Origin of the sequence: Luteipulveratus halotolerans (assembly GCF_001247745.1) — a bacterium.
Taxonomy (GTDB): Bacteria; Actinomycetota; Actinomycetes; order Actinomycetales; family Dermatophilaceae; genus Luteipulveratus; species Luteipulveratus halotolerans.
This window is the reverse complement of the sequence record NZ_LAIR01000002.1, coordinates 2680493-2695117: the sequence shown is the minus strand read 5'-3', so window position 1 is coordinate 2695117 and position 14625 is coordinate 2680493. Positions and strand designations below refer to the sequence as shown.

General features: G+C 71.9%; 14 protein-coding genes. 11 read left to right on the top strand and 3 right to left on the bottom strand.

Going from position 1 to position 14625, the window contains the following annotated elements; all coding sequences use genetic code 11:
* Positions 1-89 precede the first annotated feature (89 nt).
* From glmS to VV01_RS13485, 10 genes are all read left to right on the top strand, one after another.
* Positions 90-1943 carry a glutamine--fructose-6-phosphate transaminase (isomerizing) gene (gene glmS / locus VV01_RS13530; protein ID WP_050670342.1) on the top strand — a complete coding sequence of 618 codons (1854 nt, stop codon included), beginning with the start codon at positions 90-92 and terminating at the stop codon, positions 1941-1943.
* A 7-nt stretch (positions 1944-1950) separates the two neighbouring features.
* On the top strand, positions 1951-2301 hold the full coding sequence (locus VV01_RS13525; RefSeq protein WP_050670341.1) for a holo-ACP synthase: 351 nt from the start codon (positions 1951-1953) through the stop codon (positions 2299-2301).
* A gap of 10 nt (positions 2302-2311) precedes the next feature.
* On the top strand, positions 2312-3769 hold the full coding sequence (locus tag VV01_RS13520; RefSeq protein WP_050670340.1) for a bifunctional ADP-dependent NAD(P)H-hydrate dehydratase/NAD(P)H-hydrate epimerase: 1458 nt from the start codon (positions 2312-2314) through the stop codon (positions 3767-3769).
* A gap of 173 nt (positions 3770-3942) precedes the next feature.
* Positions 3943-5100 (top strand): alanine racemase, encoded by a 1158-nt coding sequence (alr, locus tag VV01_RS13515; protein ID WP_071606383.1) that lies wholly within the window; start codon positions 3943-3945, stop codon positions 5098-5100.
* A gap of 70 nt (positions 5101-5170) precedes the next feature.
* Positions 5171-6340 carry an alpha/beta fold hydrolase gene (locus tag VV01_RS13510; protein WP_197275043.1) on the top strand — a complete coding sequence of 390 codons (1170 nt, stop codon included), beginning with the start codon at positions 5171-5173 and terminating at the stop codon, positions 6338-6340.
* Positions 6341-6428: 88 nt separating this feature from the next.
* Positions 6429-6821 carry a tRNA (adenosine(37)-N6)-threonylcarbamoyltransferase complex ATPase subunit type 1 TsaE gene (tsaE, locus tag VV01_RS13505; protein WP_231635332.1) on the top strand — a complete coding sequence of 131 codons (393 nt, stop codon included), beginning with the start codon at positions 6429-6431 and terminating at the stop codon, positions 6819-6821.
* A 40-nt stretch (positions 6822-6861) separates the two neighbouring features.
* Entirely contained in the window at positions 6862-7536 is a 675-nt protein-coding gene (gene tsaB, locus VV01_RS13500) for a tRNA (adenosine(37)-N6)-threonylcarbamoyltransferase complex dimerization subunit type 1 TsaB (protein ID WP_197275042.1), read from the top strand.
* Positions 7533-7994 carry a ribosomal protein S18-alanine N-acetyltransferase gene (rimI, locus tag VV01_RS13495; protein WP_231635236.1) on the top strand — a complete coding sequence of 154 codons (462 nt, stop codon included), beginning with the start codon at positions 7533-7535 and terminating at the stop codon, positions 7992-7994. The genes tsaB and rimI overlap by 4 nt, the downstream gene beginning before the upstream one ends.
* Entirely contained in the window at positions 7987-9033 is a 1047-nt protein-coding gene (tsaD, locus tag VV01_RS13490; protein ID WP_050670337.1) for a tRNA (adenosine(37)-N6)-threonylcarbamoyltransferase complex transferase subunit TsaD, read from the top strand. Before rimI ends, tsaD begins: the two co-directional genes overlap by 8 nt.
* On the top strand, positions 9030-10760 hold the full coding sequence (locus tag VV01_RS13485; protein WP_082220973.1) for a glycoside hydrolase family 3 protein: 1731 nt from the start codon (positions 9030-9032) through the stop codon (positions 10758-10760). Before tsaD ends, VV01_RS13485 begins: the two co-directional genes overlap by 4 nt.
* A 125-nt stretch (positions 10761-10885) precedes the next feature.
* On the opposite strand, the gene VV01_RS13480 is transcribed toward VV01_RS13485, so the two are convergent.
* From VV01_RS13480 to VV01_RS13470, 3 genes are all read right to left on the bottom strand, one after another.
* Positions 10886-11104, bottom strand: coding sequence for a hypothetical protein (locus VV01_RS13480; protein ID WP_050670336.1), 219 nt, complete (start codon positions 11102-11104; stop codon positions 10886-10888).
* Positions 11105-11209: 105 nt separating this feature from the next.
* Positions 11210-11917, bottom strand: a complete 708-nt coding sequence (locus tag VV01_RS23915) for a DUF4064 domain-containing protein (RefSeq protein ID WP_050670335.1) — start codon at positions 11915-11917, stop codon at positions 11210-11212.
* A gap of 30 nt (positions 11918-11947) precedes the next feature.
* Positions 11948-13171: a class I SAM-dependent methyltransferase gene (locus VV01_RS13470; RefSeq protein WP_050670334.1), complete on the bottom strand. Its 1224-nt coding sequence runs from the start codon at positions 13169-13171 to the stop codon at positions 11948-11950.
* A 46-nt stretch (positions 13172-13217) separates the two neighbouring features.
* On the opposite strand from VV01_RS13470, the gene VV01_RS13465 reads away from it, so the two are divergent.
* Complete coding sequence (locus tag VV01_RS13465; protein WP_071606382.1) at positions 13218-14576, top strand: TrkH family potassium uptake protein; 1359 nt, start codon at positions 13218-13220, stop codon at positions 14574-14576.
* Positions 14577-14625 lie beyond the last annotated feature (49 nt).

Below are 14625 nucleotides of genomic sequence, written 5' to 3'. Positions count from 1 at the left end.
GCGACGGCGGCCGGAGGAGGAGCCTTGGCCAGCGGGATCAGGGGTGCCAGCAGTCCGGGGCGGTGCAGTGAGGCCTTAGGCTTCCGGCCATGTGTGGAATCGTCGGATACGTCGGCCCGAGCGCTGACGGCAAGGCCCTGGACGTCGTGCTGGAGGGCCTGGCCCGCCTGGAGTACCGCGGCTACGACTCGGCCGGTGTGGCGCTCGTCGACGGCGATGCGGTCGCGACCCAGAAGAAGGCCGGCAAGCTGGCCAACCTGCGCGGCGCCCTCGAGGAGCAGCCGCTGCCCGCGTCCGGCACCGGCATCGGGCACACCCGCTGGGCCACGCACGGCGGCCCGACCGACGCCAACGCCCACCCGCACCGTGGTGGCACCGACGGCAAGCTCGCGCTCATCCACAACGGCATCATCGAGAACTTCCACGCCCTGAAGTCCGAGCTGCTCGAGGCGGGCGTCGAGTTCACCTCCGAGACCGACACCGAGGTCGTCGCCCAGCTGCTCGCGCAGGCGTACGACGGTGACCTGACGGCCGCGATGCGTGAGGTCGTCGCCCGGCTGGAGGGTGCGTTCACGCTGCTGGCCGTGCACGCCGACCAGCCCGACGTCGTCGTCGGCGCCCGCCGCAACTCGCCTCTGGTCGTGGGTCTGGGCGAGGGTGAGAACTTCCTCGGCTCCGACGTCGCGGCGTTCATCGGCTACACCCGCAACGCGATGGAGCTGGAGCAGGACCAGATCGTCACGATCACGCCCGAGGGTGCGACCGTCATCAACTTCGACGGCACGCCCGCTGAGGGCAAGGCGTTCGAGGTCACCTGGGACGCCGCGGCCGCCGAGAAGGGTGGCTACGACACCTTCATGGAGAAGGAGATCCACGAGCAGCCGCAGGCCGTCGGCGACACGCTGCTGGGTCGTACGGACGAGGACGGCCGGCTCGTCCTCGACGAGCTGCGCATCTCCGAGGAGCAGCTGAAGAACGTCGACCGCATCACGATCGTCGCGTGCGGCACCGCGGCGTACGCCGGCATGGTCGCCAAGTACGCCATCGAGCACTGGACCCGCATCCCCGTCGAGGTCGCGCTCGCGCACGAGTTCCGCTACTGCGACCCGATCGTCAGCGAGCGCACGCTCGTGGTCTCGATCAGCCAGTCCGGCGAGACCATGGACACGCTGATGGCGGTCAAGCACGCCCGCGAGCTCGGCGCGCTGACGGTGTCGGTCTGCAACACGCACGGCTCGACGATCCCGCGCGAGTCCGACGCCGTCCTCTACACCCACGCCGGCCCCGAGATCGCGGTCGCCTCGACCAAGGCGTTCCTGGCCCAGATCACCGCCTGCTACGTCCTGGGCCTCTACCTCGCCCAGCTGCGCGGCGGTTCGTACGCCGACGACGCGGCCGCTGTCCTCAAGGACCTGCACGAGGTGCCTGACAAGATCGCCGAGCTGCTCGGCTCGATGGACCGCGTCCAGGAGATCGCCCGGTTCATGGCCGACACGCGGTCGGTGCTGTTCCTGGGACGCCACGTGGGCTATCCGATCGCGATGGAGGGCGCGCTCAAGCTCAAGGAGCTCGCCTACATCCACGCCGAGGGCTTCGCCGCCGGTGAGCTCAAGCACGGCCCGATCGCGCTGATCGAGCCCGGTCAGCCGGTGTTCATCGTCGTGCCCGGCCCCGACACCCCGCACGGGCTGCACGGCAAGGTCGTCTCCAACATCCAGGAGATCCGCGCCCGCGGCGCCCGCACCCTGGTGATCGCCCAGGAGGGCGACACCGCGGTCGAGCCGTTCGCCGACGAGATCATCCGGGTGCCCGCGACGTCGCCGATGCTTGCGCCGCTGCTGACCGTCGTACCCCTGCAGGTCTTCGCCCTGCACCTGTCGACGGCCAAGGGCCTGGACGTCGACCAGCCGCGCAACCTCGCCAAGTCCGTCACGGTCGAGTGAGCCACGCGTGATCGTCGGGGTGGGCATCGACGTCGTCGACGTGGCGCGGTTCGAGCAGACGCTCGAACGCACGCCGGGGCTGCGCGCGCGGCTGTTCACCGCCGACGAGGCCGACCTGCCGATCAACTCGCTCGCCGCCCGGTTCGCGGCGAAGGAAGCGCTGGCCAAGGCCCTCGGCGCACCGGCGGGTCTGCACTGGACCGACGTGACCGTCGTACGCACCGACGCCGGCCAGCCCTACCTCGTCACGCAGGGCACGGTGCGCTCGCGTGTCGACGCCATGGGTGTCAACACGCTGCACCTGTCGATCAGTCATGACGCAGGCATCGCGTCGGCCGTCGTGGTCGCCGAAGGCTAGGAGCCACACCGTGATTCGCGCGTACGCCATCGACGACGTCCGGGAGGCCGAGGCCGCCACCGACGGGTTCGGCGAGGGCGAGCTCATGCAGCGTGCGGCCGCGGGTGTGGCCGCGGTCGCAGCGGCGCGTCTGGACGAGCAGGGTGGCGAGCGGGTCGTCGTCCTGGTCGGTTCTGGCGACAACGGTGGTGACGCGTTGTACGCCGGTGCCGAGCTCGCGAACGACGGCCGGTCCGTGGTCGCGGTGCTCGTCGGTTCGAGCGCCCACGAGAGCGGTCTGGAGGCCGCCAGATCGGCCGGCGCCGTGGTCGCCGAGTGGCGCGACGGCGTACCGGCCGGCGAGGTCGTGGCGGCGCTCGCCGACGCCGACCTGGTCCTCGACGGCGTCACCGGCATCGGCGGACGCCCCGGGCTGCGGCCGCACCTGCTCGCGCTGCCCGACCTGATCGGCGACGACGCCTACGTCCTGGCCGTCGACCTGCCCTCGGGCACTGACCCGGCCGGTCTCCAGCGGTCCGACGCGGTCTACGCCGACGAGACGGTGACGTTCAGCTTCGCCAAGCCCGTGCACCTGATGCCGCCGACCGAGCCCGCGACCGGCCTGCTCACGGTGGTCGACATCGGGGTGGCCGAGCCCGCTGTGCCGGCGGTCGAGCGGCTGACCCACGCGGACCTACCTGCCCTGTGGCCGGTGCCCGGGCCGGACGACGACAAGTACTCACGGGGCGTCCTCGGCATCGTCTCCGGGGGAGAGCGCTACACCGGTGCGCCCCTCATGAACGTCACCGCCGCCGTCACTGCCGGTGTGGGGATGGTCCGGTACGTCGGGCCGCGGCAGCCCACCGACCTGCTGCGCTCGCTCGTGCCCGAGTGCGTGTTCGGTGAGGGGCGTGTGCAGGCGTGGGCGATCGGGTCTGGCCTCGACGTCGAGCATGCCGACGACGAACAGCTGCGCATCGCACGCGAGGCGCTGGAGTCCGACCTGCCGGTGCTGCTCGATGCCGGCGGTCTCGACCTGATCGACGAATCCCGTTCGGCACCAACACTTCTCACGCCTCACGCCGGCGAGCTGCTGCGCCTGGCGCGACGTCTTGAGGTGGGCGATCTCGACGACGACGCCGTACGCCGTGCGCCGGTCTCGATCGCGCGCCTGGTCGCCGACCGGCTCGACGCGACGGTGCTGCTCAAGGGGGCGGTGACCGCCGTCGTACCGCCGAGCGCATCCGGCCTGCCCGTGCGCACTCAGGCCGACGGTCCGTCGTGGCTGTCGACAGCGGGGTCAGGTGACGTGCTCGCCGGGCTGGCGGGCGCATTGCTGGCGGCCGGGTTGTCGCCGCTCGACGCGGGTTCGTTGGCCGCGCTCGTGCACGGTGTGGCTGCCGACGACGCCAACCCGGGCGGGCCGGTGCGCGCGATGGACGTGGCTCACCAGCTCGGCCGCACGGTCGCCCGCCTGCTGTCTCGCTGAGGCTACGCGGGCTCGGCGTTCGCGACCCGACTGCTCACCTGTCCGGCCGAGTGCGCATGTCGTGCTGGTTCGGAGCCGCGCGAACCAGCACGACATGCGCACTCGACGAGAAGCGCGGGCGCGCGACATGCGCACTCGACCGGCCGAGGCGGGAGGCGTGTCCCGACGGTGGGATGCTTGGCCGGGTGAGCACTGAGCAGATGACCGCGTGGGTGACCATCGACCTCGACGCGATCGCGCACAACGTCGGTGAGCTCAAGCGGCGGGCCGGCAACGCCGAGGTGATGGCCGTCGTCAAGGGTGACGCGTACGGCCACGGACTCCTGCCGAGCGCACGCGCCGCTCTGCGCGGTGGGGCGTCGTGGCTGGGTGTGGCTCAGATGGCTGAGGCGCTCCAGCTGCGGGCCGCCGGCATCCAGGCCCCCGTGCTCACCTGGCTGCACGCACCCGGCACCGACTTCGGCCCGGCCGTGCAGCAGGGCATCGACATCGGCGTCCCGGCCGTCTGGGAGCTCGACGAGGTCGCGGCCGCGGCCAGGGCTGCCGGCACCACCGCCCGCGTCCAGCTCAAGGCCGACACCGGGCTGGCCCGCAACGGCGCGTACGGCAAGGACTGGGACCTGCTGCGCGACGCCGCCGCCCGTCTGCAGGCCGAGGGCGTCATCGACGTCACGGGCCTGTTCACCCACTTCGCCTACGCCGACTCGCCGCAGCACCCGACCGTGCTGCAGCAGCAGGAGCTGTTCGCCGAGCGCGTGGCCGACGCCGACCGTGCGGGCCTGGCCGTCGGCGTACGCCACATGTCCAACTCCGCAGCCACCCTCACCACACCGGGCGCCGCCTGGGACATGGTCCGGCCGGGCCTCGCGGTCTACGGCCTGAGCCCCGTACCCGACCTGGGCGACCCGGCGTCGTTCGGGCTGCGGCCCGCCATGACCGTGACGGCACGCGCGACCGTCGCCAAGCGCGTACCCGCCGGGCAGGGCGTGAGCTACGGCCACACCTACGTCACCCCGCGTGAGACGACGCTGGTCGACGTGCCGATCGGCTACGCCGACGGCGTCCCGCGCCACGCCTCGGGGGTCGGGCCGGTCCAGGTCGACGGGCACCGGTTCACCGTGTCGGGGCGCGTCTGCATGGACCAGTTCATGATCGATGTGGGCGACCTGCCGGCGCAGGCGGGGTCGGAGATCGTGCTGTTCGGAGCGGGTGACCGTGGTGAGCCGACCGCCCAGGACTGGGCCGAGGCGATCGGCACGATCTCCTACGAGATCGTCACGCGCATGAGTGGCCGGCTGCCGCGCCGCTACGTGGGTGACGGGGCTCACTAGGACCGACGCCACATCGCCGACGCGGCGGGTGTGACCGCGGCCACGGCCCGGCGGTGCGACACTGGCGGGCGTGACTTCGACCAGACAGAACGTGCTGCGCTGGGGCGTCGGGGCGGCCGTGGCCGGTGCTGCTGGCGTCGCCGGTGTCGCCGTCGGGCAGCTCGTGCGTCGTGATCGCACGGCCCGCCCCGAGGGCGAGGACGTCGACTACGTCGAGACGCCCGACGAGGAGCGCGTCGTCATCGCCGACGACGGCGTCCCTCTGCACGTCGAGATCGACCACCCACGAGGCGACTCGCCCCGGCGTACGACGGTGGTCCTCACCCACGGCTACACCCTCAACCTCACCGGCTGGGTCTTCCAGCGGCGGGCATTGCGTGAGGCCGGCTACCGCGTCGTGCTGTGGGATCACCGCGGGCACGGGCGTTCGGAGGAGGGCGAGGACAGCTCGTACGACATCGCCCAGCTCGGTCGTGACCTCGGCTCGGTCATCGGGGCCGCCGCACCCGAGGGGCCGGTCGTGCTGGCCGGGCACTCGATGGGCGGGATGACGATCATGGCGTTCGCCGAGCAGCACCCGGAGGTGCTGCGCGAGCGGGTGATCGGTACGGCGCTGCTGTCGACGAGTGCCGGTGAGCTGCGCAACGTCCACTGGGGCCTGGGGCAGCACGTCGCGGCCGTCGTGCACCGGCTCGGCCCGGCCGCGATGACCCGACTGTCGGACCAGCAGGCGCTGGTGGCGCAGGCGCTGAAGGCCGGCAAGGAGGTCGAGGAGCTCGCGGTCCACCACTTCTCGTTCGGGTCGCACGTGCCGCAGTCGATCATCCGGCTCACGGCCGACATGATCTTCGCGACGCGGCTGCACGTGATCGGCCAGTTCCTGCCGACGCTGATGGAGCACCACCGGTTCGACGGGCTGGCGGCGTTCGACGGCATCGAGACGCTGATCATGAACGGCACCGAGGACCGCCTGACGCCACCTGCCCACTCCGAGGCCATCGTCGCAGCGGTGCCGGGTGCCGAGCACGTCGTGGTGGCCGACGGTGGGCACGTGCTGATGCTCGAGCACCCCGACGTCGTCAACGACCAGCTGCTCGACCTGCTGCACCGGGCCGAGCGGGCGCTCGAACGCCCCGCCAAGCGCCGGACCACTCGCGTCCGCCGCACGGTCACCGAGCTCGCCGGGCGTCGCCGGGGTGCGTCCCCGTCCGGTCGTGCCAAAGGCCGCGCCGGTGTCTGAGCCGCAGGCGACTCCCCAGCCCGACCCGGTCGTCGTACGCACCGCTGACGCCGAGGCGACGCAGGCGTTCGGTGAGCGGCTCGGCGGCATGCTGCGGGCCGGCGACCTGCTGGTGCTGACGGGCGGGCTCGGCGCAGGCAAGACGACGTTCACGCAGGGTCTCGCGCGCGGTCTCGGCGTACGCGGTCCGATCACCTCGCCGACGTTCGTCGTGGCGCGCGTGCACCCGTCGCTGACCGACGGCCCCGAGCTGGTGCACGTCGACGCGTACAGGCTGGGTGGTGCGGCCGAGCTCGACGACCTCGACCTCGACGCCGAGCTCGACGAGGCGGTCACGGTGGTCGAGTGGGGCGCCGGTCTGGCCGAGAGCCTGAGCGAGACCTACCTCACGCTGGTGCTCACCGGGGACGACGAGCGGCGCATCGAGATCCACGCCGTCGGCGAGCGCTGGGACGACGTGCTGTCCGCGCTGCGCGCGTGAGATTCGGTCGCGGACGGGGTCGCTGGATAGCCTGACGGGCGTGCTGCTCGCCATCGACACCGCAACCCAGGCGGTCACCGTCGCCGTTCACGACGGCGCCACGGTCGTCGCCGAGCAGGCCCACGACGACACCCGCCGCCACACCGAGCTGCTCGCGCCGACGATCAGCGACGTGCTGCGCGAGGCCGGCCTGCGACCGCGCGACCTGAGCGCGATCGCGGTCGGGGTCGGACCCGGGCCGTTCACCGGTCTGCGCGTCGGCGTGGTCACCGCCCGCACGATGGGCCTCGCCCTCGGCATCCCGGTCCACGGCGTCTGCAGCCTCGACGCGATCGCGCACGCCGTGCTCGCCGCCGGCCAGCAGCAGCGTTTCCTCGTCGCGAGCGACGCGCGCCGCAAGGAGGTCTACTGGGCGGCGTACGACGTCACCGAGCAGGGCGTCCGCCGCACCGACGGCCCTGATGTCGCGCGCGCGGTCGACCTGCCCGCACATCTGCGTGGTCTCCCGACCGCGGGTCGAGGCGTCGACCTCTACCCCGAGGCGCTGCCGCACGCGCTCCCGCAGCGTGACGTCAGCGCCGGTGCACTCGCGACGTTCGTAACAGGTGCTCTGCGCCGAGGCGAGACGCTGCTCGACCCGCAGCCCCTCTACCTGCGCCGCCCCGACGCCGTCCCTCAGGCCGAGCGCAAGCCGGCCACACCGGTGACGTCGTGAGCCCGGTGACGCTGCGCGAGATGCGCTGGGGCGACATCGACACGCTCGTGTCGCTGGAGCAGGCCCTCTTCGCGGGTGACGCCTGGACCGCCGAGAGCTGGTGGGGCGAGCTCGCGGGCCGTCCGCGGCGGGCGTACGTCGTCGCCGAGAGCGCCGGCGACCTCGTCGGGTACGCCGGTGTCGACCAGGGCGGTGACGTCGCTGACGTGATGACGGTGGCGGTGGCGCCGGCCGCCCAGGGGGCCGGGCTGGGGCAGCGGCTCATGGACTGGATGACGGCGACCGTGCGCGACAGCGGCGCCGAGTCGCTGCTGCTCGAGGTCCGCGCAGACAACGACGCAGCCCGAAAGCTCTACGACCGCAACGGTTTTGAGCAGATCTCCGTGCGTCGTCGCTACTACGGCGACGTCGACGCCGTGATCCTGCGACGCCTGCTCAAGGAGGAAGACCGTGGCTGACCAGCCTCTGGTACTCGGCATCGAGTCGAGCTGTGACGAGACCGGTGTGGCGTTCGTGCGCGGCACGACGCTGGTCGGCGACGCGCTCGCCAGCAGCGTCGACGAGCACGCGAGGTTCGGGGGAGTCGTGCCCGAGGTCGCGAGCCGCGCACACCTGGAGTCGATCATCCCGATGCTGGAGCGCGCGTCCGCCGAGGCCGGTCACGACCTCGACGACGTCGACGCCATCGCCGTGACGTCCGGGCCCGGGCTCGCCGGAGCGCTGATGGTCGGTGTCGCCTCGGCCAAGGCGCTCGCGCTCTGCCTCGACAAGCCTCTCTACGGCGTCAACCATCTCGCCGCCCACGTGTGCGCCGACGTGCTCGACCACGGCCCGCTGCCCGAGCCGACCGTCGCGCTGCTGGTCTCGGGTGGTCACACCAACCTGCTCGTCGTCCGCGACATCGCCTCCGACGTCGAGGAGCTCGGCTCGACGATCGACGACGCCGCGGGGGAGGCCTACGACAAGGTCGCCCGCGTGCTCGGCCTGCCCTACCCGGGTGGCCCGCACATCGACCAGGCCGCTCGCGAGGGTGACCCCGAGGCGATCGCCTTCCCGCGCGGGCTGACCTCGCGCAAGGACATGGAACGGCACCGGTTCGACTACTCGTTCTCGGGTCTCAAGACCGCCGTGGTGCGGTGGGTCGAGGCCCGCGAGCGTGCTGGTGAGCAGGTGCCCGTCAACGACGTCGCCGCGAGCTTCAGCCGCGCGGTCGCCGACGTGCTCACGCGCAAGGCGGTGCTGGCGTGCACCGAGCTCGGGATCTCCGACCTGCAGATCGGCGGCGGCGTGACCGCCAACTCCCAGCTGCGCGCGATGGCCGAAGAACGGTGCGCCGAGGCCGGCATCCGCTTGCGCGTCCCCCGGATCCGCCTGTGCACCGACAACGGCGCGATGGTCGCTGCGCTCGGGTCGCAGATGGTGATGCGTGGCCTGCCGCCGTCGGATCTGGCGCTTCCGGCCGACTCGTCGATGCCGGTCGCGACGGTGCAGGCATGACATTCCCCGTACGCCGAGTGGCTGGGTTCGCCTGTGCCGCAACGCTTCTCGCTGGTTGCTCGGGCAGTGACGGCAGCGCGGACCCGAGCGGGGCGAGCGCGAGCCCGACGTCGTCCACGGTCGCTCCCTCGGCCGCCGCGAGCGCTTCGTCGACGTCAGCGCCGGCAGGGCAGCCGACGAAAACTCCTGCGCCTGCAGCGAAGTCAGGCATCGGCGTACCCACGGAAGCGGAGCTGGCCAAGGCCCGTGCCGACGTCAGCAAGCTCCCCACCGACCGGCTGGCAGCCCAGCTGATCGTCGGCTTCTTCGACGGCAAGGGCTCGGAGGCTGCCGCCAACGTCATCCGCAACCAGCACCTCGGCGGTGTGATCCTGTTCCCGGGCAACGTGCCCGATCGCGAGTCGCTCGTCTCCGGGCTGCGCACCAACGCCGCCAACGCTCAGCGTGCGATGAAGGCCGACGGCCGTGACTGGCCGGCCATCATCTCGGTCGACCAGGAGGGCGGTCCGGTGGCCCGGCTGGGTGCTCCGGTCACCGAGCTGCCAGCAGGGATGGCGTACGGCGCCGCGCACGACCCCGCGCTGTCGACGCGCGTCTCGCAGGGCATCGGTGCCGAGCTGCGGGCGCTCGGCATGACGATGGTGTTCGCGCCCGACGCCGACGTCACGATCGGCGTCCAGGACCCGACCATCGGCGTACGGTCGCCGGGATCGGACCCGCAGCGGGTGGCGCAGACGGCGGCGGCGCAGGCTCGCGGCTATACCCAGGCGGGCGTCGTACCCGTCGTGAAGCACTTCCCGGGCCACGGCTCGGTCACCACCGACAGCCACGTGGGTCTCCCGCGGCAGCGCGCGTCGCTCGACGCGCTGAAGCAGCGCGACCTGGTGCCGTTCCAGCAGCTCGTCCGCAGTGGTGCGCCGGCTGTGATGTCGGCCCACGTCGTGCTCGACGCCGTCGATCGCCAGGCGCCGTCCACCATGAGCCACGGCGTCCTGACCGGCCTGCTGCGCCAGCAGCTCGGGTTCAAGGGGCTCGTGATCACCGACGCGCTGCAGATGGGCGCGGTCGACCAGCGTTACGGCTCGGGCCGTGGTGCCGTCGCGGCGGTCAAGGCCGGAGCCGACGTGCTGCTCATGCCGGCCGAGCCGAGCCAGTCGGTCGCGGCGCTGACGAAGGCGGTCGACTCCGGCGAGGTCACGCGCGACCGGCTCATCGAGTCGGCGGCGCGGATCGTGGCGACCATGCGGCGTACGACGTCGGCGCAGCCCGCCGCGTCTGCCGTGGGCTCGCACCGGGCTGACGCCCTCGCGCTCGCTCGCGCATCCGTCACGCAGATCTCCGGCACCTGCGGAAAGCCGTTGGTGTCCAAGGGTGTTCGCGTCTCGGGCGGCACGGCGCAGGACCGGTCCCGCTTCTCCGCCGCGGCGCGCAGGGCTGGCCTGTCGGTCGGGTCGGGTACGACGGTGCGGCTGCTCGGCGGCGGTGCCTACAACGCCGGCAGCGGCAAGGCGAGCGGTGCGGAGGGCGGCAGCGGCGACGTCATGGTCGGGCTCGACACGCCGTACGCCCTCGCCGGCGGGCCGTCGGGCTCAGCCAGGATCGCGGCGTACGGGCGGACGCCGGCGACGTTCGAGGCGGTCATCGAGGTGCTGACCGGCAAGCGCACCGCGCCCGGCACACTGCCTGTCGACGTCGGCCGCTGGAAGACCGGCTCCGGCTGCTCCTAACCCTTCATCACCGGCTCCTCACCAGGGCCCCACCCGATGACGACCACCCCGACAGATGTCAGTGTACTCGTCAGTGCACAGGGCAGGCTGCGTCGCCTGCGCATGTTGATCGACCTTGTGGGAGCTCAGCTGCGCCGTGCAGCCGACGCGCGGCGCACCGTGATCGAGAGCAGGCCGTACGCGAAGCCACCGAGCATGCCCATGGCTGAGGTGCCGATGAGTGAGTCGGTCCGCTCGTAGGCGTCAGCACCGGTCAGTGCGACCACCGCGCCGGCGCCGATCAGCGCGCCCAGGAAACTGAACAGCAACAGGGCCCTGAGGCTGGAGCGCGGGTGCCAACGCATGGCGTCAGCCTACGGCTTACTGACAAGGCGAAATGTGACTTCGAGAGTGCGCATAGCAGCCCTCGAAGTCACATTTCGCCTGGTGAGTGGGGCTTCGGTGGAAGGTCAGGTGCGCTTGTAGTACTCGCGTGACGGGGTGGCCCAGAAGAGGCCGATCGCGAGGCCGATCCACACGATGCTCACGATGCTTCCAAGGGAGCCCTGCGCCAGCGACGTCAGGCCGCCGAGGATGAGGAGACCGCCGAGCACGGTGAGGACGATCGCCGCCCACATCTTGCCCTTGAAGGCCAAGACCGCCATGACGATCGCGACCAGGCAGAACACCGCCACGATGCCGCCGACGACGGTGATGACGCCGGTGTCGGCGGTGTCGAGCTCGTCGCTCAGCTCACTCGACCCGGACGCGGCCATGATGACGAGGCCGAAGAGCAGGCCGAACGCACTGCCGATCCAGGTGAGGATGCTCGCGGCCATCAGGGTGCCGGGTCGACCGACCGGGCCGGCGGGATAGCCCGGCTGGCCGGGATAACCGCCACCGGCGTACGGGTAGGGCTGCTGGCCGTACGCCGGTGCCTGGCCGTACGCCGGTGCCTGGCCGTACTGCGGGGCCTGGCCGTACGCCGGCGCCGGGTTCTGCCCGTACTGCGGGGCGGGCGGGTTCTGGCCGTACTGCGGGGCCGGCGGGTTCTGGCCGTACTGCGGCGCGGGCGGGTTCTGCCCGTACTGCGGCTGTGGCGTCGGCGGGCCCTGGTCGTGGTTCGGCTGCTGGCCCGCGGGCGGCGGCGCGAACGGGTCGTCGGAAGGATGAGACATGGCCGCGAGTCTAGGCGGCGTCCTCGCAGGTCAGAACGGTGTGACGACCAGGGCGACCTGGGTCTGGCGCAGCCTCGTCAGCACGATCGTGACCTCCTGGTTGCCTGTCAGCCGCAGCTGGCGGCGCAGCTGGTCGGCGTCGATGGTGACGCCGCGCTTCTTGATCGTCACGCGGCCGGCGTCGCGGTCACGCAGCAGCGCGCGAAGTCCCTTGACGTTGAACGGGATCACGTCGGTGATCGCATAACGGCGCGCCCACGGCAGCCGGACGTCGCGCGCGGCGTTGACGTAGCCGAGGCCGGGCGACAGCTCGCGACCGTCGACGGCGTTGGTGAGCGCACCGACCAGCCCGGCGCGGATGATCGCCCGATCAGGTTCGTACAGATAGGGATTCATGCGGTCGAGCTCGGCGAGTGTCGGGTCGGCGTCGGCGGCGTCGCTCTCGTGGACGGTGGTGTCGACCCGGGCTCCGAGCACGCGCGCGGACCGACCGGTGCGGCGTACGAGCGAGCCCCACCACAGCGCGCACTCGACGACCTCGCCGTCGTACGACGTCCACTCGGCCTCGGCGTCCGGCGGCACCTGCGCGTGCGGGAAGCCCGGCGACAGCTTGGCGCCCGCTGCCGGCACGCGGCCCGCGAGGTCACGCACGGTCTGCCAGGAGGGGCTGAGCTCGTCGAGCCGGAACAGTCGCCGGGTGCGGCCGTTGACGTCGGCGACCCCAGGAGTGCGGCGTGCGGGGTCGAGCCACACCCCGGTCGTACGCGCCGCCTCACCTCGGGGGAGCGTCACGTCCTCGGCGCGCCCCTGCTCGGCGCGGGCGCGCTCCCACGGACGCAGGTTGACCGCCGCGATCGCGGCGGTGACGTCGTCGGCGTCGATCGCGTCGACCTGCAGGCCTGCAGCGGCGAAAGCCATGGCGTCCGAACCGATCCCACAGCCGAGGTCGTGCACCTGACGCACCCCGGCGTCGACGAACCGCGCGGCGTGGGAGTCGGCGACCGTACGCCGGGTGGCCTGCTCCAGACCGTCGCGGGTCAGCAGCATCTCGGCCGCCGACGGGCCGAGCTTGTCGGCGGCGCGCGCTCGCAGCTCGGACTGGGTGAGGGCCGCCGCGATCAGGTCGGGGGCGAAGCCGGCGTCCCGCAGCCGGGCGCCGAGCGACAACGCCGACCGGGCGTCGTACGGCGGCAGCGACTGCAGCAGGCCCCAGCCCTCACCGGACGTGAGCCGCTGCACCAAGGAGCGGTCCATGGTGCCATCCTGGCGCACGACCGGGAGCGCGACGTGAGGAGGTGCGATGGCCGACGAGACCGGCGCCGACACGCGGTCGCGTCGCGCGTGGGGCCCGACGCAGCTGGTGAGCATGGCCTACCTCGCCGTCGCCCTGATCGGCACCGTGCTGCTGCTCCTGCCCATCGCCTCGTCCGGGCCGGGCAGCCCGCCGATCATCACGGCGATGTTCGCGTCGGTGTCCAGCGTCTGCATCACGGGGCTCTCGACGGTCGACATCGGCACCTACTGGACGCCGTTCGGGCAGGCCGTCATCCTCGGGCTCGTCCAGGTCGGCGGTCTCGGGATCGTCACCCTCGGCACGCTGGCCGCCCTGTTCGTGCGCGGCCGCCTCGGTGTCCGCGACCGGATGATGGCCCAGCGCGACGCGCACACCCTCTCGCCCGGCGACGTGCGCGGGCTGCTCGCGCGGATCGTCCGCTTCTACGTCGCGCTCGAGCTGTTCGTCGTGGTGGTGCTGACGCTGCGGTTCGCGCTGGCGTACGACATGTCGTGGGGCAAGGCGTCCTGGTACGGCCTCTTCCACGGCGTCTCGGCCGGCAACTCCGCGGGCATCGCGCTCTACCCCGACAGCATGGTGCGGTTCGTCGGCGACTGGTGGGTCGTCGGCGCGATGTGCGTCGGCGTCTTCGTCGGCGGTCTCGGCTACCCGGTGCTGTTCGAGCTGCGTGAGCGGTGGCGGCGTCCGCGGAGCTGGTCGGTGCACACCCGGATGACGTTCTGGGGTTCGGTGGGGCTGCTCGTCATCGGGTGTACGAGCTTCCTCGCGTTCGAGTGGACCAACCCGGGCACGATGGGGCCGCTGTCGGTGCACGACAAGGTCGTCGGTGCACTCGCCGGTGGCATCTTCCCGAGGACGGCCGGGTTCAACACCGTCGACTACGGCGCGATCTCCGACGAGTCGATGCTGACGCACATGGTGCTGATGTTCATCGGTGGTGGCAGCGCCGGCACCGCGGGCGGCATCAAGATCACGACGTTCCTGGTGCTCGCGTACGTCATGTGGGCCGAGGTGCGCGGTGAGCGTGACGTCGTGATCTCCCACCGCCGCATCCCCGAGGACACCCAGCGCCAGGCGATCACGATCGCCCTCGGCGGGATCGGCTGTGTCATGGCCGGCACGATCGCGCTCACGCTGCTCACCGAGCAGCCGTTCCAGATCGTCGCGTTCGAGGCGATGTCGGCGTTCGCGACGGTCGGTCTGTCGGCCAACCTGACAGCACACCTGCCTGCATCGGCCGAGGTGGTGCTGATGGTGTTGATGTTCATCGGTCGAGTCGGCACGATCACCGTGATGACGTCGCTGGCGATGAACCGGCGGCACCGGCGGTTCAGGCTGGCCGAGGAGCGCCCGATCGTCGGGTGACCCCAGCAGCCGGGTGAGCCCGGCCGTCGGGTGAGTGCGAGAGAGGGAC

Bases quoted from the DNA above. Each gene is read 5' to 3' on its own strand.
- VV01_RS23915 (WP_050670335.1), bottom strand. From the start codon at position 11,917: ATGTCTCATCCTTCCGACGACCCGTTCGCGCCGCCGCCCGCGGGCCAG.
- VV01_RS13470 (WP_050670334.1), bottom strand. From the start codon at position 13,171: ATGGACCGCTCCTTGGTGCAGCGGCTCACGTCCGGTGAGGGCTGGGGC.
- glmS (WP_050670342.1), top strand. From the start codon at position 90: ATGTGTGGAATCGTCGGATACGTCGGCCCGAGCGCTGACGGCAAGGCC.
- alr (WP_071606383.1), top strand. From the start codon at position 3,943: ATGCTTGGCCGGGTGAGCACTGAGCAGATGACCGCGTGGGTGACCATC.
- VV01_RS13465 (WP_071606382.1), top strand. From the start codon at position 13,218: ATGGCCGACGAGACCGGCGCCGACACGCGGTCGCGTCGCGCGTGGGGC.
- VV01_RS13480 (WP_050670336.1), bottom strand. From the start codon at position 11,104: ATGCGTTGGCACCCGCGCTCCAGCCTCAGGGCCCTGTTGCTGTTCAGT.
- tsaE (WP_231635332.1), top strand. From the start codon at position 6,429: ATGCTGCGGGCCGGCGACCTGCTGGTGCTGACGGGCGGGCTCGGCGCA.
- VV01_RS13485 (WP_082220973.1), top strand. From the start codon at position 9,030: ATGACATTCCCCGTACGCCGAGTGGCTGGGTTCGCCTGTGCCGCAACG.